Origin of the sequence: Shinella sp. AETb1-6, assembly GCF_009826875.1 — a bacterium.
GTDB lineage: Bacteria > Pseudomonadota > Alphaproteobacteria > Rhizobiales > Rhizobiaceae > Shinella > Shinella sumterensis.
The window spans coordinates 19,172-38,214 of the sequence record NZ_WUMM01000009.1 but is presented as its reverse complement, the minus strand read 5'-3'; the positions used below and the strand labels follow the sequence as shown (position 1 = coordinate 38,214).

The 19,043-nt window shown below is 62.0% G+C and carries 15 protein-coding genes, 1 pseudogene and 1 riboswitch; of the genes and pseudogenes, 3 read left to right on the top strand and 13 right to left on the bottom strand.

Annotation, left to right across the window (positions count from 1 at the left end; genetic code table 11):
• Positions 1-21: 21 nt before the first annotated feature.
• Entirely contained in the window at positions 22-1,005 is a 984-nt protein-coding gene (locus GR158_RS16675) for a DUF1852 domain-containing protein (RefSeq protein ID WP_160871987.1), read from the bottom strand.
• A gap of 256 nt (positions 1,006-1,261) precedes the next feature.
• Positions 1,262-1,471, top strand: a riboswitch (cobalamin riboswitch).
• A 97-nt stretch (positions 1,472-1,568) separates the two neighbouring features.
• Here GR158_RS16675 and GR158_RS16670 point away from each other — a divergent pair.
• Both GR158_RS16670 and GR158_RS16665 read left to right on the top strand, forming a co-directional pair.
• Positions 1,569-2,405 (top strand): acyl-CoA thioesterase, encoded by an 837-nt coding sequence (locus tag GR158_RS16670; RefSeq protein WP_160871855.1) that lies wholly within the window; start codon positions 1,569-1,571, stop codon positions 2,403-2,405.
• A gap of 2 nt (positions 2,406-2,407) precedes the next feature.
• A complete protein-coding gene (locus GR158_RS16665; protein ID WP_160871854.1) occupies positions 2,408-3,295 on the top strand; it encodes a LysR family transcriptional regulator in 888 nt (295 codons plus the stop codon).
• 153 nt (positions 3,296-3,448) lie between these two features.
• Here GR158_RS16665 and GR158_RS16660 read toward each other — a convergent pair.
• The 10 genes and pseudogenes from GR158_RS16660 to GR158_RS16615 form a co-directional block, all read right to left on the bottom strand.
• A pseudogene (locus GR158_RS16660) lies at positions 3,449-4,198 on the bottom strand (SDR family NAD(P)-dependent oxidoreductase); the annotation flags it as partial.
• Positions 4,199-4,202: 4 nt separating this feature from the next.
• Positions 4,203-4,955 carry an SDR family NAD(P)-dependent oxidoreductase gene (locus tag GR158_RS16655; RefSeq protein ID WP_160871852.1) on the bottom strand — a complete coding sequence of 251 codons (753 nt, stop codon included), beginning with the start codon at positions 4,953-4,955 and terminating at the stop codon, positions 4,203-4,205.
• A complete protein-coding gene (locus tag GR158_RS16650) occupies positions 4,952-5,983 on the bottom strand; it encodes a proline racemase family protein (protein ID WP_160871851.1) in 1,032 nt (343 codons plus the stop codon). The genes GR158_RS16655 and GR158_RS16650 overlap by 4 nt, the downstream gene beginning before the upstream one ends.
• Entirely contained in the window at positions 5,980-7,449 is a 1,470-nt protein-coding gene (locus GR158_RS16645) for an aldehyde dehydrogenase family protein (protein ID WP_160871850.1), read from the bottom strand. Before GR158_RS16645 ends, GR158_RS16650 begins: the two co-directional genes overlap by 4 nt.
• 18 nt (positions 7,450-7,467) lie before the next feature.
• Positions 7,468-8,700 (bottom strand): FAD-binding oxidoreductase, encoded by a 1,233-nt coding sequence (locus tag GR158_RS16640; protein WP_160871849.1) that lies wholly within the window; start codon positions 8,698-8,700, stop codon positions 7,468-7,470.
• Between the two features lie 63 nt (positions 8,701-8,763).
• Positions 8,764-9,642, bottom strand: coding sequence for a dihydrodipicolinate synthase family protein (locus GR158_RS16635; protein WP_160871848.1), 879 nt, complete (start codon positions 9,640-9,642; stop codon positions 8,764-8,766).
• A gap of 37 nt (positions 9,643-9,679) precedes the next feature.
• A complete protein-coding gene (locus GR158_RS16630; RefSeq protein WP_160871847.1) occupies positions 9,680-10,345 on the bottom strand; it encodes an amino acid ABC transporter permease in 666 nt (221 codons plus the stop codon).
• Between the two features lie 11 nt (positions 10,346-10,356).
• Entirely contained in the window at positions 10,357-11,025 is a 669-nt protein-coding gene (locus GR158_RS16625) for an amino acid ABC transporter permease (protein ID WP_160871846.1), read from the bottom strand.
• 10 nt (positions 11,026-11,035) lie between these two features.
• The gene (locus tag GR158_RS16620; RefSeq protein ID WP_160871845.1) at positions 11,036-11,809 is read right to left on the bottom strand and encodes an amino acid ABC transporter ATP-binding protein; all 774 of its coding nucleotides are present in this window, start codon (positions 11,807-11,809) and stop codon (positions 11,036-11,038) included.
• Between the two features lie 61 nt (positions 11,810-11,870).
• The gene (locus GR158_RS16615) at positions 11,871-12,701 is read right to left on the bottom strand and encodes an ABC transporter substrate-binding protein (protein WP_160871844.1); all 831 of its coding nucleotides are present in this window, start codon (positions 12,699-12,701) and stop codon (positions 11,871-11,873) included.
• A 200-nt stretch (positions 12,702-12,901) separates the two neighbouring features.
• Here GR158_RS16615 and GR158_RS16610 point away from each other — a divergent pair, with 200 nt between their 5' ends.
• A complete protein-coding gene (locus GR158_RS16610; protein ID WP_160871843.1) occupies positions 12,902-13,621 on the top strand; it encodes a GntR family transcriptional regulator in 720 nt (239 codons plus the stop codon).
• A gap of 266 nt (positions 13,622-13,887) precedes the next feature.
• Here GR158_RS16610 and GR158_RS16605 read toward each other — a convergent pair whose 3' ends face one another.
• Both GR158_RS16605 and GR158_RS16600 read right to left on the bottom strand, forming a co-directional pair.
• A complete protein-coding gene (locus GR158_RS16605) occupies positions 13,888-14,787 on the bottom strand; it encodes a diguanylate cyclase domain-containing protein (RefSeq protein WP_160871842.1) in 900 nt (299 codons plus the stop codon).
• A 1-nt stretch (position 14,788) separates the two neighbouring features.
• Positions 14,789-18,895 (bottom strand): response regulator, encoded by a 4,107-nt coding sequence (locus GR158_RS16600; protein ID WP_160871841.1) that lies wholly within the window; start codon positions 18,893-18,895, stop codon positions 14,789-14,791.
• Between the last annotated feature and the right edge of the window lie 148 nt (positions 18,896-19,043).

Here is a 19,043-nt window from a genome sequence, read left to right as displayed (position 1 = left end):
CAACCTTATGCGTTCAGCTCGTCAAAGAACGGCGTTGGAAGACCACTGCTCAAGAATGGTCTTATATGGTTTGATGAAGTGCTCCTCAGCGAACTTTCCCTGCTCGGCGGCCAGGCGGCTGCGTTCTTCCCGGTCATAGACAATTCGGGTCAAAGAATAGTCCGAGTGCTGCAAACTTGGCTGGTAGCATGCCCCTGCTGTGGAATTGGCGTTGTAGATTTCGGGCCGGTAGATCTTCTGGAACGTCTCCATCGTGCTGATGGTGCTGATCAGTTCAAGATTGGTGTAGTCACCAAGCAGGTCACCGAGAAAATAGAAGGCCAAAGGCGCAACGCTGTTCGGCGGCATGAAATACCGGACCTGCAATCCCATTTTGTGGAAATAATGGTCGGTCGAAGACAATTCGTTCTGCTGGTATTCAACACCCAAGACAGGGTGCTGATTGCCCGTCCGGTTATATGTCTTGCTGCTCGAAGCGCTCAGGCAGATCACCGGCGGCTTATTGAAAGCCTTTTTGTAGGCATCTGAACTCAAAAAGCTTTTGAACAATTTTCCATGCAGATCGCCGAAGTTGTCCGGTACGCTGAATTCAGCGCGGCCCTTGTTGTGCGCCGGCAGCAATACGCTGAAGTCATAGTCCCGGACGTAAGAGGAAAAATTGTTCCCGACAATGCCCTGAACGCGTTCGTTGGTTTTCCGATCGAGAATGCTCGTTTTCAGGATTTCGATCAGCGGGAAGGCATCACTACCGCCATCGTCGCCGATGGTCAGCTCAGCCGAAACGATTTCGAGTTCGACGGAATAGCGATCGCCCTTTGGGTTGTCCCAATGCGCCAAGGCATTGAATCGGTTGTCAATCATCTTCAAGGCGTTACGCAGGTTCTCCTGCCGGCTCTCGCCTCTGGCTAGGTTGGCAAAATTGGTTGTGATGCGCGTGCTATCTGAGGGGCGATAGTCCTCATCGAACGAAATGCTCTTAATAGAAAATATAAATTCGTCGTTCATGGCGATCCGAGGCGCGAATTTCCGAGCTGAACCCTGCATGTATTTCTCACTTGTCTGACTGTATTTTCCGCTTCCGCAGTTGGGAGCCTGCATACACTCTGCGGTCAACGGAGTTGCCAGCTATGTAGCTGAAGCATCAATCGGCTAAAAATGGTATTATCTCATCGACGGATGAGCCACGCTCATGGTTTGGCTTGATGAAGCCCCCTCCGCGACATTCCCGTGATCGGCACCTTGACCACTCCAGCGACATGCGACATTGGTTCATCATCGTGGTTCTGCGGGCGAAAGTCCGGAGCCAAGAGGGAATTCGGTGAGGGCTTTGTTGCAGCCCGATGCCGAAGCTGCCCCCGCAACTGTAAGCGGCGAGCGAAGGTCCATTCGTGTCACTGAGGCATGCCTTGGGAAGACGGACCAGAGCGAAGACCCGTAAGCCAGGAGACCTGCCGCGGTAGATAACGTCCACGGGCGGGGTGTCCCGGAGTGCCGCTTTCGCGATCGGCCCCCTCGTGCCGTCGTCTCTGCGTCATGCCACTGCCCGGCCGCAACTGATGGCAGTGCCGATGACAGAGATCGCGACGATAGAAGAGCCAGCGCAGCACGGCTCGACAACCAGTCTCATCGATATCGTTTTTCCCGGAGACACCAACCATCACGGCACCTTGTTCGGCGGAACGGGGCTTGCTCTCATGGATCGTGTTGCTTTCATCGCGGCAACCCGGTTCGGGCGAGCGCCGTTCGTGACCGCCTCATGCGAGCGCATTGATTTCAGGCAGCCCGCGCGTATCGGGCATATCGTCGAATTCTCAGCCAAGCCGGTCAAAGCCGGTCGCCGCTTCCTGACGGTCGAAGTCGAAATGGCGGCAGAGACCATTGTCGGTCGGCAGCGGCACATTTGTACGCGCGGCACCTTCCATATGGTCGCCGTGCCGGAGGGCGAGGACGCCGCGCATCACGCCTTGCCCGAACTGCTTCACAAAGAGGCACGGTGCACGGGCGGAGCAGTTACCATGGTCGAGATTGTGTTTCCCGATCAGGCAAACAGCGTCGGCCGGATGTTCGGGGGCGAAGCGATCGCCTACATGACCAAAGCCGCATTCGTCGCAGCATCGCGCTACTCCGGCAAGCTGGTGGTCCTCGCCTCATCGGAGCGTATCGATTTCGCAAGAGCAATCAAGATCGGCGAAATCGTCGAGGCGGAAGCACGCGTCGAGCGCGTGGGCCGTAGCTCCATGTCCATCGAGACCAGACTTTGGTCCGAAAACCTCCTGACGGGGGAGAGGCAGATTACGGCAGCCGGGCACTTCACGATGGTGGCGGTCGACAAGGATCATCGGCCAGTGCCGGTTGGGGATGTTGCCACGGCGGACATCGTTCCCCTTGAGCACGGGCGGGCATAGCCATGCTGGACAGGCAACATCTGTCGATCCTGCGTGAAGTCCACCGCCTCGGCAGCCTGACCGCTGCCGCGGAGCGGCTGAACGTCTCCCAATCCGCTCTCAGCCACACGATCCGAAAGCTCGAAGAGCGCTACGGCGTGGCAATGTGGGAAAAAGACGGCCGCAACCTTCGCCTCACCGAGGCAGGCCGCTACATCGTGACGCTGGCGCAACGCGTTCTGCCCCAGATCGAAAGGGCTGAAGATGTCCTGTCGGATTATCGCGACGGCCAGCGAGGTTCGCTCAAGATCGGTATGGAGTGCCATCCTTGCCACCAATGGCTGATGGGTGTCACAAAACCCTATCTCGTGGAATGGCCGGATGTCGGCCTGGAACTGACGACGTCGTTCGCTCTCGGGGGCGTGGCGGCGCTGACCGGATACGAGATCGATATCCTGATCACGCCGGATCCGATCGAGGCGCTGGGCATCCATTATCTGCCGGTGTTCGATTACGAACTGGTGCTTGCCGTTCCGGCCGATCATCCGCTGGTGCTCAAAAGCCATGCCGAGCCTGCGGATCTTCTGGATGAGACACTGTTCACCTATCCGGTACCGCCAGAGCGGTTGGACGTTTTCACGCAGTTCCTGGTGCCCGCCAACTGCCGGCCGCGGCATCACCGCAATGTCGAGACGACGGAAATGATGCTCCAACTCGTGGCGGCAGGCCGCGGTGTAAGTGCCATTCCGAACTGGCTGGTGCATCGGGAAGCGGCAGCGCTCGGTGTCCGCCCCGTCCGTATCGGTGAGAGCGGGATACAGAAAAGCATCCATCTCGGCTTAAGAGATGGCGACGACACTGTCGATTTTATCGCTGGGTTTCTCGCGACGTCACGCCAAGCGTCTGCATGACGGAACGCCATCCCCATTAGCATTGGGCTGGTAGAATTTGCTGATCTTGATCATCAAGCACAACTCGCCGCCTTTGCGCCAAATCCCGAAAAGCGCAGTTCCGGTAGATAGACCGGCTGAAAGGCTCTTGAGTAGATTAGAATCGCCGACTGGCGCCACCGCTTGAGCGCCCGTGATTTCCACCAGCGAACCGCACATAAAGGCCGCCTCGTCGGATGCAAGGAAAGCGACGAGGGCAGCGACCTCCTCCGGCTTGCCAATGCGACCGAAGGGCACCAGCCTGTCGAGGTCTGCGATGGTGCGCCCGGACCGTTTCACTCCGGCCTCCAGCATGGGCGTGTGGATTTCGCCGGGGCAGACGGCGTTGACGCGGATTTTGTCCGGCGCGTAATCACGAGCAAGGTTCTGCGTGAAGCTCGCCACCGCCGCTTTCGTGACATTGTAGGCAATGTGGTTCGGCGCCGGATGGAGCCCCCATTGTGAGGCCGTATTCACGATGGCGCCGCCGCCGGCCGCAATCATATGCGGCAGCGCCGCCTGGCAAAGGTGGAACATCGCATCGAGATTGACCGCGAAGCTCAGTCGCCAGTCCTCCGGTGTCAGCGACAGCAGATTGCCGCGGCGGTTGATGCCGGCATTGTTGCAAAGCACGTCGATGCGGCCTTCCGTTCCGATCACGTTTTCGACGATGGCCCGGCAACCTTCCGCGGTCGCAATGTCACTGGCGAAGGCGCGCGCCCTGCTACCCGCAGCGCCGATCTGCGCGGCCGCCGCGTCAGCCCCTTCACCGTTCATATCCGTAAGCACGACGCTTGCGCCCTCGGCGGCGAAGCGGGCGCTGATCGCTGCGCCGATACCGCCGGCAGCGCCGGTTACGATAACGACTTTATCCTTGAAACGCATGGGATTACCTCATGTAGCTGCCGCCGTTCACATCCAGCACCGCGCCGTTCAGCGACGCCTGCGAGGGACGGAAGGCAAAGGCGGTGATCTCGCCGATTTCCTGCGGGTCGGCCATCCGGGCGATGGGAATGCCGGCCAGGGCCGCCGCCTCGCCATGTTCGGCGATATAGGCTTCGGCCATTCCGGTGCGCACCCAGCCGGGCGCGAGCGCGACGGCAGTCACCCCCTCATGTCCGTGGCTCTGCGCGATGGATTTGGTGAGGTTGATCAGGGCGGCCTTCGAGGCGCCATAGGCCATGGAACTGGAGGTATAGCCGCGCTGACCGGCGCGGCTCGCCATGTTGACGATCCGCCCGCCGCCGTGGATGCGGAAATGCTGGATGGCGAGCTTCGACAGGTCGACGGCCGACAGGAAATTGACCCGCATCTCGCGCGCCCAGACCTGCTGCCATTCCTCCATCGGCGCGTCGACCGCGACTTCCGAGCGGATGCCGGCATTGTTGACGAGGCCCGTCAGGCGGCCGGCGGCGGCCAGCGCACCGTCCCACAAAGCCTGCGGGCCGGCCGGGTCCGAAAGATCGGACGGCACGCACCAGCCCCGCCCGTCGAGCGCTCTCACAAGTGCCTCGGCGGCATCGCGATTGCGGCCGTAGTGGACGACGACATTGGCACCGTCTGCAACGAGCGCCCGGCAGATTGCCTGCCCGATGGCGCCCGTCGCGCCGGTTACGAGGATCGATTGTCCTGAAAGCATCATAGTTCACCCACCTGCGGACCCCAGGCATCCGACAGGGCGAAACCCTGCGCGAAGGCATCCTGCGGATCGAGCCGCAATTGCTGGCGGCCGAAGACATAGCCCCGGCCGGTGATGCGCGGCAGCACGGCGGGGCGGTCGCCGACCGTCGTCTCGCCGAGGATTTCCGCCGTGAATTCTCCGCCGATGATGCTGCGGGAGACGCGGATATCGCCGGTCTTCGCCTGTCCGCGCGCATGGAGGATGGCAAGATTGGCCGAGGACCCCGTGCCGCAGGGCGAACGATCCACCCGACCCGGCTTCAACGTCGTGCAGGTCACGACCGAGCCGTCCGGCTGGTAGTCGCGGAACATCACATAGGCAATCTCGTCGAGATCAGCGATTTCCGGATGCTCCACCGCCACCTGTTCGGCCAGCAGCGCCTTGATTTCGGTGCCCGCCTCGGCCAGCGCGCGGGCATGCTCCGGTACGAGGCGCAGCCCCACGCGGTCCACGTCGATCTGGGCATAGAAGACGCCGCCGAAGGCGATATCACCGGTGATCTTGCCCCATCTCGGCGTGTCGATCATCACGTCGAGTGCATGGACGAAAGCCGGAACGTTGTCGAGGCTGATCGACAGGCAGCGGCCATCCTGACATTGCGCGCGGGCGACGATCAGTCCGGCCGCCGTATCCAGCCGCACGACCGTTTCCGGCTCCGTCATCGTGACGCGGCCGATTTCCAGAAGCGCCGTCACCACGCAGATGCAGTTGGAGCCCGACATCGGATGGGCGCGGTCCGGTTGCAGCACGATGAAGGCGGCGTCGGCATCCGGCCGGGTAGATGGCAGGAGCAGGTTCGTCGTGTGGACGACCTGCGCCCGCGGCTCGCGTGTCAGGAAGAGACGGAGTGACGGGTCCACGTCGTTGAGATGGTTCATCTTATCGAGGATGGTCGCGCCCGGGATTTCGGGCGCGCCACCGATGAGGACATTGCCGCTTTCGCCCTGGCAATGGACGAGCAGGATATCGAGCGCCTTGTCGAAGGTCATTTCAGATACCACCCCCAGGGCTCGTCGCTGACGAGGCGCGTGATCTGCTTGGTCTCCAGGTAGTTGTCGAGCCCCCAGCGGCCGAGTTCGCGGCCGATGCCGGACTGCTTGTAGCCGCCCCAGGGCGCCTCGGTGAAGGTAGGCTGCGAGCAGTTGATCCAGACGATGCCGGCGCGGAAGGCGGCCGCGACGCGCTCGCAGCGTTCGTCGTCCGCCGACATGACGGCGGCGGCGAGGCCGAAGCGGCTGTCATTGGCAAGGCGGATCGCCTCCTCCTCCGTCTCGAAGGGGCGGATGCAGACGACCGGACCGAAGATTTCCTCTACCCAGGCGTCGCTGTCGAGCGCCATATCGGTGAGGATGGTGGGAGCAACCCAGAAGCCCTTTTCGAAGCCGGCATGCCGGCCGCCGCAGGCGACGGTCGCGCCCTGCTCGACGGCGCGGTCGATGTGGCGCAGCACGTCCTCGTACTGGCCCCTGTTGACCAGCGGGCCGAGCAGCGTGCCCTCATCGAGGCCATTGCCCATCCTGATCTTCTTCGCCTCTTCCACCAATCGCACCAGGAGCTTCGGATAGAGCGGGGCCTCGACAAGAACCCTTGACGTGGCCGAGCAGACCTGGCCCTGGTTCCAGAAGATGCCGAACATGATCCATTCGACAGCTTTTTCGATGTCGCTGTCGGCGAAGACGATGAAGGGCGACTTGCCGCCGAGTTCGAGACTGATGCGTTTGATGTCCTTGGCACCGGTCGCCATGATGCGCGAGCCGACTGGACCGGAGCCGGTAAAGGCGACCTTGTCGACTTGCGGATGCTCGACGAGCGCCTGGCCGACGACGGACCCCTTGCCCGAGAGGATGTTCAGCACGCCCTTCGGAAGCCCCGCATCTTGCGCGATCACGCCGAGTTCGAGCGCCGTCAGGGAGGTGGTCTCGGCGGGCTTGAGGATCATGGTGCAACCGGCCGCAAGCGCCGGTGCCACCTTCCACGAGGCCATGAGCAGCGGATAGTTCCAGGGAACGATGGCGACGGCGACGCCAAGCGGTTCGCGCACGGCCTTGGAGACGAAGCGCGCGTCAGCAAGCTTCACTTCCTCCACTTCTCCATCCAGCTCCTCGGCAAGATCGGCGTAGAAATCGAAGCAGCCGGCGGCGTCCGTCAGGTCCCATTCGGATTCGGGCAGCGGCTTGCCATTATCACGCGTTTCCATGCGCGCGAGTTCCGCAAGACGGTCGCGAATGCCTTGCGCCATGGCCCGCAGGTATTTCGCACGCCCCTTCCCGGAAAGACGCGGCCATGGGCCTTTGTCGAAGGCTTCGCGGGCCGCTTTCACGGCCAAATCCGCCTCTGTAGCGCCGGCGGCGGCGATGTGGTGAAAGACCTCTTCGGTCGCCGGATCGATCACCGGAAGCATGGCGCCATCGGCCGGGGCCACCCATTGGTCATCGATGAAAAGCTTGTTCTGCATGGTGGTCCTCACATGTGGTCAAAAACGGTCGACACGATAGGGGCGCATATCGATGGGCGGCTTCGCACCGACGATCAGATCGCCCATCAGGCGCGCAGTCGTCGCGGCATAGGTGACGCCGAGATGGCCGTGGCCGGTGGCGTAAAACACACCCGGTGTCTTCGCCGAAGCGGACATGACCGGCACCGTGTCCGGTAATGCCGGGCGGTGGCCCATCCATTCCGAGAAATCCTCGCAGCGCAGGTTGGGCAGCGCCGTCTGCGCCCGCCGCACGGTGATCTTCGAACGGCGATAATCCGGCGCAGCGTCGAGGCCCGCCATCTCCACGGTGCCGCCGACCCGGATACCGCCGGCCGTCGGCGTGACCATAAAAGCCCGCGCCGGCCAGATGATCGAATGACGCATGGAAATGCCCGGGGACATGATCTGCGTGTGATAGCCGCGCTCGGTTTCGAGCGGCATCGGCTCCCCCAGCATCTTCGAAAGCAAGCCGCTGTAAGCGCCGGCCGCGATCACCACCTCCTCGGCAGCGATGCGGTCGCCTTCCGCAAGCCGGACGGCGGTGATGCGACCGGATCGATCGAAGCCCACGACCGTCCCGCGCCGGATTTCGCCGCCGAGCGCAGTGAAGCGTTGCGCAAGGCTGCTCACCAGCCGGAACGGGTCGCGAAGGCTCCGGTTCTGCGGAAACAGCACGGCAATGCCGATACTGTCAGATAATTCCGGCTCCAGGTCCCGCGCCTGCGAGCCCGTCAGCCGTTGATGCGGAAAGCCGAAGCGCTCGAGGATTTCGATATGCTCGCGATCGGCGCGGAACTCCACCTCGTCGCTATAGAGCGAGAGGCAGCCCTCCTCCGTCAGCTCGCCTTCCAGATCCGTTTCCCGCAACAACGGCAGCAGGTCGTCATAGACGCGCTTGCAGAGCGCTGCACCCTCGACCTCCAACTGCCGCAGCTTGCCCGGCCGCGAGGCGGCAACAAAGCGCGCGAACCACGGCAGGAGTTTCGGCATATAAATCGGCCGCACGCGAACCGGTCCCTCGGGATCGAGCATCCAGCCGGGAATCTGTTTCCAGATCGACGGCCGCGAGGCGGGCATGAACTCGGTCACGGCGATAGAGGCCATGTTGCCATAGGACGCACCGCGCCCGACCTCGCCCCTGTCGAGCAACACGACCTGCCGCCCGCGCTTTTGCAGTTCGTAGGCGATGGCCGTGCCGATGATGCCTGCGCCGACAACGACGGTGGTCATGCTCGTTTCTCCCATTGGGTATCAGGAAACGGCCGGGCAGCCATTGCGCCCGGCCCTGTCGGCTTACCAGTTGAGAATCGGCTGCATGGCGGCGCGGAATTCGGCCTTTTCCTCGTCCGTCAAGGGACCGAGCGGCGCGCGGCATTCGCCCATCGGCAGGCCCTGCAATTCGCAGCCATATTTAATCTTCTGGACGAATTTTCCGGATTCGAGGATGTTCATCGCCCGGTAGAGGATCTTCATCATCTCGCGGGCCCTGCCGAGATCGCCGGACTTGTAGGCGCGGTCGAGATCGCAGCACGCCTTGGCCATGCAGTTCGACGGGCCGCAGATCCAGCTTTCCGCCCCCCAGAACATGAAATCGAGCGCGATGTCGTCCGAACCCGAAACCAGCTGGATCCGGCCCTCGTAACGGCTGGCGATGTCGATCGCGCGCTGCAGCACGCCCGAGCTTTCCTTAATGCCGATGACACGCGGATTGCCGGCGAAGTGATCCATCAGTTCGAAGCTGATGTCCGACCCATCCTTGGCGGGATAGCTGTACAGCACGAGATCGACGTCGACCGCGGCGAGCACGGTTTCGTAGTGCATGATGAGTTCGGCCTGGGTGGGGCGGGTGTAAAAGGGCGGTGCGAGCAGCACCGTGTCGTAGCCGATTTCCTTTGCCATCGCGGTCTGTTCGATGACCTCCCGCGTAGCGGGTGCGTTCGTGCCGGCGATCAGGGTTTCACCCGGCCTGGCGAAATCCTTGACGAACTTGAGCACGTCGCGGCGCTCTTCGCTCGACTGGCTGAAATATTCGCCCGTCGAGCCGTTCGGCACCCAGCCGGTCACCCCGGCTTCGCGCAGATGCGTGAGCAAGTTTTCGAAAGCCTTGAAATCGACCCGGCCTTGCGTGTCGAAGGGGGTGACGAGGGCGGGCATGACGCCTGACAGTTTCATGGGGGTCTCCATTTTCGGGGGTTCGGATGCCGGTGCTTCAGACAGCCAGCCGCTTGAGGATGCGTTGTTCGACGACCGTGACGGCGCGCGTCAGCGGGAAGGCGATGACGAAGTAGATGAGAGCGACGACGGTTAGCACCTCGATGGGGCGGGCCGTGTTGTTGGAAATGTTCTGGCCGACAAACATGAGGTCTGCCATGCCGACCGCAGAGACCAGCGCGCTCTCCTTGAACAGGCTGACGCAGTTGGACAGAAGCGTCGGCGCGGCGCGCAGCACGGCTTGCGGCAGAACGACACTCGTCGTGCGCGTCCAGGCAGAAAGCCCCAAAGCTACGCAGGCGTCCATCTGCTCGCGGCCGACCGATTTCAGAGACGCGCGAAATGTCTCGCTGCTGATCGCCCCCATATAGAGCGTCAACGCGATCACGCCCGAGGCCATGTTGGAAAGCTCGACGCCGAGCACCAGCGGCAGGCAGAAGAAGATCCAGAAGAGCTGCACGAGTACGGGCGTGCCGCGGAAGAACTCCACATAGACGCTTGCGAGGGCCCTGAGCATTCTGCTTTTCGAGGTGCGGGCAAGCGCCAACAGGAAGCCGAGGACGCAGCCGAAGACAATGCAGATCAGCGTGAGCTTGAGCGTCATCCAGAGGCCGAGCAGAAGCGCGTCCTGATATTTGAGCACGATGGCGAAGTTCAGGGTCATCGTTCCGTTCCTCAGCTTGCCAGCGCTTCGCGGCGCCGTTCGAGATAGCCGACGATCTGCGAGACCGGGAACGACACGGCGAAATAGACGAGTGCGACGATGGTGAAGGTCTCGATGGGGCGATAGGTCTGGGTCGCGAGCGTCTTGCCCTGGTACATCAGGTCCTGCACGGCGACGATGGCGACCAGCGCGCTCTGCTGGAACGTCCCGATGCCGTTGGTCAGAAGGACGGGGATGGAGTTGCGCACAGCCGTCGGCAGCACGATGTGAAGGATGCGCTGCAGAGGCGTCAGGCCCAGCGCCACGCCGGCATCGAGCTGCTCGCGCGGCACGGCTTGTATAGAGGCGCGATACGCCTCCGCGTTGAAGGCCGCGAGGTTGAGGCCGAGCGCCAGGATCCCCATCGTGACCGAGCCGAGGAACACGTTGAACAGCATGGGCACGCAATAGAAGAACCAGACGATCTGGATGATCGCCGGCGTGCAGCGGAAGAATTCGATGAACAGCATGATCGGCAGGCGCACCACCGCCCAGCGGCTCATGACCAGCAGCGCCAGGGCGAAACCGAGCGTCAGGCCGATGGCGTTGGCCGCGACGGTCAGCTGGATCGTGACGAGCAGGCCGTCCCAAAGAGGTCCCAGATTGCGAAAGACGGATGCGAAGTCGAAGCTGTAGTTCATGGCCTGCTCCTCAATGCCTGATGTGGAACACCCGCTCGATGAACTCGCGCGTGCGTTCCTCCTTCGGCGTGCCGAGCACCTGTTCGGGCGGACCGTCCTCGACCACGACGCCGCCGGCGCAGAAGATCACGCGAGAGGCGATATTTCTGGCGAACCACATGTCATGGGTTACGATGACCATCGGCATCTGCTGCTGGGCAAGCTGCATGATCACCTGCTCGACTTCAGCCACCAATTCCGGATCGAGCGCCGAGGTGACCTCGTCGAACAGCATCAGCCTGGGGTCGAGCATGAGGGCGCGGGCGATGGCAACGCGCTGCTTCTGACCACCGGAAAGCTGGGCCGGATAGGCATTCGCCTTCTGCGCCAGACCGAACCGCGTGAGCAGCGCCATGGCCCTCGCCTCGGCTTCCGCCCTCTTCTCGCCCCTCACCTTCATGGGCGCGAGGATCAGGTTGCCGATCACAGTCAGATGAGGAAACAGCGTATAGTGCTGGAACACCATGCCGACCGAGCGCCTGACCTTCGTATCGATCACGGTCCTGCCGTCGCCATTGGCGGAAATATAGGGTTTGCCGCCAAAGGCGACGGAACCGCCGTCGATCTGCTCCAATCCCATCAGCACGCGCAGGAGCGTGGACTTTCCGCCGCCGGAAGGGCCGATGACGACGACGCGGTCACCCGCCTTCATCTCGATATCGAGGCCCTGCAGCACCTTCACGACGCCGCCGTAGCTCTTGTACAGTCCTTCGATCTTGACCAGTGGCGCGGTGCTATCCGACATCGTCAAAACTCTCCTCCTTGGAACAGACAGGCGGGGCCGCGGCAAGGCGGCCCCGGATGGTTCACTGGCCGGCCTTGAGAACCTCATCCACCGCCTTGCGGATCAGTTCCTCGACATGGCCGGTCGCGACCCGCTCCTCGAGGAAGATGTTGACCACCTCGACATCGGCGGCGGAAAGCTGGTGCGGCAGGCCGAAGGAAACGCCCTGCTTTGCGAGCGCCGGCTTCGGATTCAGCGCCACGGCCCAATCGGGGTTCGACTGGGTGAAGAGCTGGTTCGTGTCGGAGGCGTCGACCAGGATGTCCGCCCGGCGGGAGACGACGGCAAGACGGGTCTCGTCATTGGTCGGAAGGCGCAGGATCGTCGCGGTCTTGACGGCAGCGGAGATCGCCTTGTCCTGCGCGGTGCCCGACATGACCGCGAGCGTGACGTCGGCCTTGTCTATGTCAGAGACTGATGCGGCGCCGGCCGGAATCTTCGGGTTGTCCTTGTTGTAGGCGAGTGAGATCTGGTACTCCATCGCCGGGATGGAGAACTGCACGGCCATGGCGCGGGCCGGCGTGCGGTTCAGCGCCAGCGAGACGTCCCATTTGCCGGCCTGAAGGCCAGCTACGATATTGTCCCACGTCGTATCGACGAATTCGGGCTTTACCTGAAGTACCTCAGCGAATTCCCGGCAGAGATCGGCGTAGAAACCGGAATATTCGCCGCTTGCCGGATCGCGCATCACATAGGGCGGGGCGACGGCTGCGCCGCACCGCAGCGTGCCGCTCTTCTGGACGCCCTGCCAGTAGCCTTCGGCCGTCTGGGCCATGGCGGTGGTCGAAAGCCCTGCCACCAGAGCGAGCGCGGCCGTCGCCCGCAGAGCGGACGTCATCATAGTCGAAAGCATGTGCATTCCCCATTTTGAGCGCGTTCAACGCGCGGTTCCACCCGTCGGCTTCGGCCGTTCTTGCGGTCTTCTTCTGTCGGCTTCGTGTCGACTGATTATTTAATGTCGTCTCAGTGTCGACAAAGTCAAGCGGAAATTTTACGATTGCTGCGGCGCGGATTTTCTGGCCCAATGGCCATGAAATGCGGAAAGGAACGTAAGTGTCTGAGGAAATTGAATCGAAACGCGTGCGCGGCACGGGCTCGAAAAGTGTCTACGACACGCTGCGCAACGAAATCTTGGCGCTTACCCTGCCGCCCGGACAGTTGCTCGATGAAACGACACTGGCCGAGCGCTTCGCCATGTCGCGCTCGCCAATTCGCGAAGCGTTGATCCGGCTATCGGGAGAAGAACTGGTGGTGACGCTGTCCAACCGCAGCACCATCGTTGCGCCGATCGAGGTGGCAAGCTTTCCGAAATATGTCGAAGCACTCGACGTCGCCCAGCGCATGAACACGCGTCTCGCCGCGACACTGCGGACGGATGCAGATCTGAAGATCATCGCCAAGCGCCAGAAGGAGTTTGAAGCGGCGGTGAAAACTGGCGTGCATCTGAAGATGTCGGAGGCCAACAAGCAGTTCCACATGGCCGTCGCCTATGCCGGCAAGAACACCTACCTCGCCTCGTTCTACGAACGGCTGCTCAACCAGGGCCAGCGCATGCTGCATCTGCATTTCGAATATCTGGAACGCGGCGGCGATGGCTATCTGCTGACCGATGAGCACGAACTGATGCTGGAAGCGATCCGGGCGAAAAACGTCGAGCTGGCCGACGAACTGGCCCATGCCCACACGCGGCAGTTCCAGGACAACTTCATCGCGTTCCTGCGCGAGAACTACACGACCGATGTATCTTTCGGTCCTCTTGCCGCTGCGGAATAGTCACGACGTCGCCGGTAAGATCGTGACCCGCAGCCGCCAGGCTCTTGAACGGGCACGGACCTGTAGCCCCGCGGAAATCGATGTACCACAAGCCCTCGCGCTTACAGAGGGCCATGCGCTTGGCTTCGCAATGCGCCAGTTCCAGCACGTCGGCAGACACAAGGCATCGAAGAGAATGTCCTGCCTGCCAGATCGGAAGCCTCTCCCCGGGGCTTGACGCTCGAAAACCGATGGTGACGACAACGGGATCGGATATGGGCCGAGCTTCACTCCAGGACAAACCTGTTGCGGCCATGCCGCTTGGCTTGGTAGAGCAGCTTGTCCGCGTGGTCGAGGAGTGCCTGTGGCGTTGTCCCATCGAACGGCGAGGCCACGATACCGCCGCCGCTGATGGTCAAGACCGATGTGGTGGGCGAGCGTTCATGGGGTATTCCTTCGGAAAGGATCGCGTTGCGCATCGTTTCGAGAATGTATGCGAAATCGCCAATCCGTGGCATCAGCAGAACGAATTCCTCGCCGCCATACCGTGCGGCAACGTCGCCGGGTCGCATGGCGAAGGTGTCAATGATGCGGGCAACACGGCGCAGCGCCTCGTCGCCCGCGCCGTGGCCATAGAAATCGTTGTACTGCTTGAAATGGTCGACATCGATGATCGCGAGCCCGAGGGTCTCACGATCGCGCGCCGCCTGGCGCAGGGTGCGGTTCAAGGCATCGTCGAAGTAGCGGCGGTTCGCAATGCCCGTCAGACCGTCCTGCAACGATAGCCGTTCGAGTTCACGCCTCTGTGCAGCCAGTTTCAGATGAACGCGAATGCGTGCCCGCACGATGGAGGGGCGGATCGGCTTTTGCACATAGTCGGCCGCGCCGAGAAGCAGGCCGCGCTCCTCGTCGGCTTCCTCCGACATGCCCGTGATGAAGACGACACTTGTATCGGCCGTCTTCGGGTTCTCCCTGACGCGTCGCAGCACCTCATAGCCATCCATGCCAGGCATGGACACGTCGAGAAGAACGAGACTGACATCCTCCTGCATGAGGATGTTGAGAGCGGATGGACCGTCTTTGGCCAGAAGCAGTCTACACTCGTCCTTGAGCAATTCGGCCAGGGCGGCACGATTCAGCTTGTCGTCATCGACGATCAATACGGTCGGATGGAATGTGACCGTCATGTCAGGCTTCCCTCGCTGTTATAAGCTGGAGCTCGGCCTTCATCCGCTCCAGCGAGGCCACCGCTTCGGAAAGTTCGAGGTCATCGAAGAGATCCTGTATCTCGTCGATGAGTTCCCGCTGGCGTTTCCCCTCCAGTCCTGCCGCAAGCTTTTCCAGGAGGGACTTCGCCGCAAAGTCGCCGCGCTCCACAAGCGGCACGACCTGATCCATCAAGACGAGGGCCTGCCGCGCCGCCATTGTCGCTTCCTCGTCGCCTGCGGCGGGCGCATGCATGGCCGCGAGCATCGTTTCGAGTGTCCCGAGGCAGGACCGCAGAAGAACGGCGAAGAGCGGCGCCTGGGTGGCGACAGTTCCGTCATCTTCGTGGCGTGCCGCATGTTCCAGCGTGTCGGCAACCTTGCTCAACTCGACGGCCCCGAGATAACCGGCGCCGCCCTTGATCTGGTGAACCAGGTCTGCGACTTCGCCGAGCGCTCCGCGCAGCACCAACTCCTCCAGCGCACGGGGCGCATCGTTGAAGTCCCGCAGGAAACCACCGATCAGCCGTTCGACACGTTGACGGTTTCCTCCGAAGCGACTGAACAGCGCCGAGGCATCGATCTCGCTTGCGGTAGGGCGTTCGGGAACCACTTGGTCATCTGCAAGAAGATCCGGACCGTGGGAAGCAAGGCCCAGAACGCTCATCAGCATGCCGTAGAGAGCTTTTTCATCAATAGGCTTGGTGAGATGCGCTGTCATGCCCGCTGCCATGCCGGCTTGCTGGTCCTCAATGCGCGCCTGAGCGGTGAGAGCGATGACTGGGAGCATTGCCCATTGCGGCCGCTTGCGAATTTCGCGCACGGCTTCGAGCCCGTTCATTTCAGGCATGTGCATGTCCATCAGGACGACGTCGTAGGCGGTTGTCTCCATCTTCCGGATCGCGTCGAGACCGTTGACGGCAGTTTCCACCCTGGCTCCGACCAGCTCCAGGAAATCGGTCGCGACTTCGCGATTCAGCGCGTTGTCGTCCACCACGAGAATGTGGCGACCGGCAAGGGCTCTGTAATCTTGCTCCTGTGAAATATGGCGTGGGACAGCAGCCTTGTCCTGCCCGCTAACAGGCGGTGTCTCGAACAGAACCCCCTGAAGCGTATTGAACATCGTGGACTGGGTGATGGGCTTAAGAAGCATGCCCTGAAGACCGATCTCGTCCACCGCCTTGGCGACGATCTCGTGCCCGTAGGCGGTCACCATCAGAACGGCTGGCATATGGGCGAGGTCCGTATCGGCCTTGATGATGCGCGCCGTTTCAAGGCCGTCCATGCCGGGCATGCGCCAATCGAGAAGAACCAGATCGAATGGCCTGCCCCGTTCCGCCTCCTGCCTGAGCAGGGTTACGGCCTTGGGGCCGGTATCGACAGTATGGGTTTCCGGGCCGAAGCCGCGTACCATTTCGTTGAGCGCCAGCCGGGCGCTTTCGTTGTCGTCGCATATCAGGATACGCCGGCCGCGGAGCATATGCGAGCTTATGGCTGCGGTCGCGGGGAGCTCTTCGTTCTCCGCCCGCTCCAGTGAGACCGTGAAAACGAAGGTGCAGCCCTTGCCGTATTCGCTTTCGGCACGGATTTCCCCGCCCATCATCTCCACGAGACGCTTGCTAATGGCGAGCCCAAGACCGGTGCCACCATAGCGGCGCGATGTGTCGCTGTCGGCCTGGGTAAAGGGCCGGAACAGGCCGCTGATCTGGTCTTCCGTCAGGCCAATACCCGTATCCCTTACGGAGAATTCGAGCCTTATCCTTTCGGGTGCCGGTGATGGAAGAGGCCGGATGGACACAAGGATGTCGCCGCGCTCGGTGAACTTCACAGCATTGCCGACAAGGTTCATCAGCACCTGGCCGAGGCGCAGCGGATCGCCCTTGACGAAGGAAGGGGTGAGGGAATTGACGGCAAACGCCAACTCCAGCCCTTTTTCCTCCGCTTTCAAGGCCGTCACGGTGGAAACGGATTCCAGAACCGATTCGAGCGTGAAGGAGGTACCTTCGAGCATCAGCCCGCCGGCCTCGATCTTGGAGAAGTCGAGAATGTCATTGATAATGCCGAGGAGTACAGTCGCGGACCCGTCAATTTTCTTCAGGTAGTTGCGCTGCTTGGGGTTGAGCTCCGTCTGGAGCGCAAGCCGGGTCATGCCGACAATGGTGTTCATCGGCGTGCGGATTTCATGACTCATCGTGGCAAGGAAATCACTCTTCGTCCGCTCGGCGGTTTCGGCGGCTTCCTTGGCGGCTTGCAACGCGTCGGCCGCCTCGCGCTCGTGGGTGATGTCGCGGGCGATACCGTCCCATACCCGGTTGCCGTCGCTTTGCGCGCGCAGGGCCGCGCGCGCATGTATCCACAGGCTGCGCCCGTCGAGAGCCGTCACCCTGAATGCGTGATCGAGTACTTCGCCTTCTGCCTGCGAGCGCTCCAGTGCCTCATAAAGGCCGGGCTGGTCGTCGGGAAGAATTGCATCGCAAATCAGCTGCGTGCGCGCCATGACATCTGCGGCGGGTAAGCCGACCAATCGTTCGATCCCAGCACTGACATAAGCGATCCTGATGGTGTCTTCGCCATTGCGCTCCAGTCGGAAGATGACGCCACTCGGCAGGTTATCGGCCAGCGCCGCGAGGCGTTCGCGCTCCTCGATGCGTTCGCTGATATCCTGCACGGTACCAGTCAGCTTGGCGACGCGCCCCGCGTCGTCACGGATCGCCTTACCCTGTACGAACGCCGTGAAATGGCGGCCGTCCCTGTGCAGATGCTCGACTTCGAGCGCGTAAGGCTGGCCGGTTTCGATGCATGCGGCGATGGCGCGCTCGATCCGGGAGTAGCTTTCCGGCGCCAGAAGCCTGGAAAGATCCTCCACCTTCAACGGCGCCTCCTTCGGATCGGCACCGTTCAACTCGTAGAGCATCTCCGAACCGGTGAACTCGCCCGTCGCAAGATCAAGCGTCCAGCTTCCCATGCGAGCGAGCTTTTCTGCTTCCTGCAATGCTGCGGCGCTTCTTCGCGCAACCGTTTCGGACCGTTGGCTTTCGGCGAGGCTGCCGCGCAGCACGGCATCAGCCTCGTCCAAGCTGACGCGCAGGGTCTCGAACTCGGAGACGAACGAGGGAGGGACGTCGACGGCGATTTCCTTGCCATTCGCGGCCCGCGTTTCGGCTACGGCCTGCGCGCGGCTGACGAGATGGCTGATCGGACGGAGCACCCTCTGCGCCAACAGGAAAGCCAGCGCGAGCCCGCCGAGGATGGTCACGGACGATGCGAGCAGCATCACGATGAGAGGCTGTTTCCAGCGAGCATCGAAGCTTGCTGCCGGCTCGCCCACCACCGCCACCCAGCCCGGGGTGCCGGAAATCTTGTGGAACGAAAAGACGATTTCCCGGCCCTCTATCGTGAGCGCACGGAAAGAGCCGCTGGCGGTTCCCAGCGCGACAAGCGTGTTCCAATCCGGTACCGGCCGGCCGATGAAGCGCTCTGAATCCACCGATCTGCCGATGATCCTGCCCGTACCGTCGGTTATGGCAAGGACCGCCGATACGGACGCGTTGCTGCCGCGCGAAAGGGCGCGAACCATGTCTGCCGGATTGCCAACCTGCACGGCAACCTCTGTGGACCCGTCCCGGTTTCGGTCCGGCACGGCGAGCACGATGCGGAGTGCGCCATCGTCCGGTGTTGCGATATCGGTAATGTTCGAGACGGCGAACTCGCCGGAGGTGACCGCGGCCATGATGGTCTCCCGGACAATCGGAGCCATTGCCGCCGTTTCGGCTGCGATTTCGCCGTTTTCGACGTGGTAGACCATGGTTGGTGGTCCGCCAATCATCAGGTCGGGCTGGTGGCGCTCTTCGTCCTGCGCCTGCAACTTCCCGAATTCCCGGACGAGCCGGGCTGTGACGGCGAGCTCGTTTTCGACCGATTGCGCAACGACGCGTGCGGTTTCCAGAAGCTGGTTTGTGGAAGCTTCGCGATAAGAGTATCCTGCATTCAGCAAGGCCATAGCCACGACGCCGAGCGTCGGCGCCACCACGAGAAGCACGATAGCAGCGAGGCACGATTTTAACGACGGGCGCCGGAACCATTTTGTCATCGCAATCGCACCTTCCTACAGCGAGAATGTCCAATTCGCCAAAAACATAGCGGCGATGCAGTTAACGAACCTACCTCCTATGATTGCAAGTTTCAGCTTTTGGAGAATCTGTGGCCTTGATGGGGATCGAACCGCCGGCCCCACACAA

Excerpts from the sequence above, each read along its gene's own strand:
- GR158_RS16645 (WP_160871850.1), bottom strand. The coding sequence starts at position 7,449 with ATGCAGAACAAGCTTTTCATCGATGACCAATGGGTGGCCCCGGCCGAT.
- GR158_RS16655 (WP_160871852.1), bottom strand. The coding sequence starts at position 4,955 with ATGATGCTTTCAGGACAATCGATCCTCGTAACCGGCGCGACGGGCGCC.
- GR158_RS16625 (WP_160871846.1), bottom strand. The coding sequence starts at position 11,025 with ATGAACTACAGCTTCGACTTCGCATCCGTCTTTCGCAATCTGGGACCT.
- GR158_RS16650 (WP_160871851.1), bottom strand. The coding sequence starts at position 5,983 with ATGACCTTCGACAAGGCGCTCGATATCCTGCTCGTCCATTGCCAGGGC.
- GR158_RS16665 (WP_160871854.1), top strand. The coding sequence starts at position 2,408 with ATGCTGGACAGGCAACATCTGTCGATCCTGCGTGAAGTCCACCGCCTC.
- GR158_RS16600 (WP_160871841.1), bottom strand. The coding sequence starts at position 18,895 with ATGACAAAATGGTTCCGGCGCCCGTCGTTAAAATCGTGCCTCGCTGCT.
- GR158_RS16615 (WP_160871844.1), bottom strand. The coding sequence starts at position 12,701 with ATGCTTTCGACTATGATGACGTCCGCTCTGCGGGCGACGGCCGCGCTC.
- GR158_RS16630 (WP_160871847.1), bottom strand. The coding sequence starts at position 10,345 with ATGACCCTGAACTTCGCCATCGTGCTCAAATATCAGGACGCGCTTCTG.
- GR158_RS16635 (WP_160871848.1), bottom strand. The coding sequence starts at position 9,642 with ATGAAACTGTCAGGCGTCATGCCCGCCCTCGTCACCCCCTTCGACACG.
- GR158_RS16670 (WP_160871855.1), top strand. The coding sequence starts at position 1,569 with ATGACAGAGATCGCGACGATAGAAGAGCCAGCGCAGCACGGCTCGACA.
- GR158_RS16620 (WP_160871845.1), bottom strand. The coding sequence starts at position 11,809 with ATGTCGGATAGCACCGCGCCACTGGTCAAGATCGAAGGACTGTACAAG.
- GR158_RS16605 (WP_160871842.1), bottom strand. The coding sequence starts at position 14,787 with ATGACGGTCACATTCCATCCGACCGTATTGATCGTCGATGACGACAAG.
- GR158_RS16640 (WP_160871849.1), bottom strand. The coding sequence starts at position 8,700 with ATGACCACCGTCGTTGTCGGCGCAGGCATCATCGGCACGGCCATCGCC.
- GR158_RS16675 (WP_160871987.1), bottom strand. The coding sequence starts at position 1,005 with ATGAACGACGAATTTATATTTTCTATTAAGAGCATTTCGTTCGATGAG.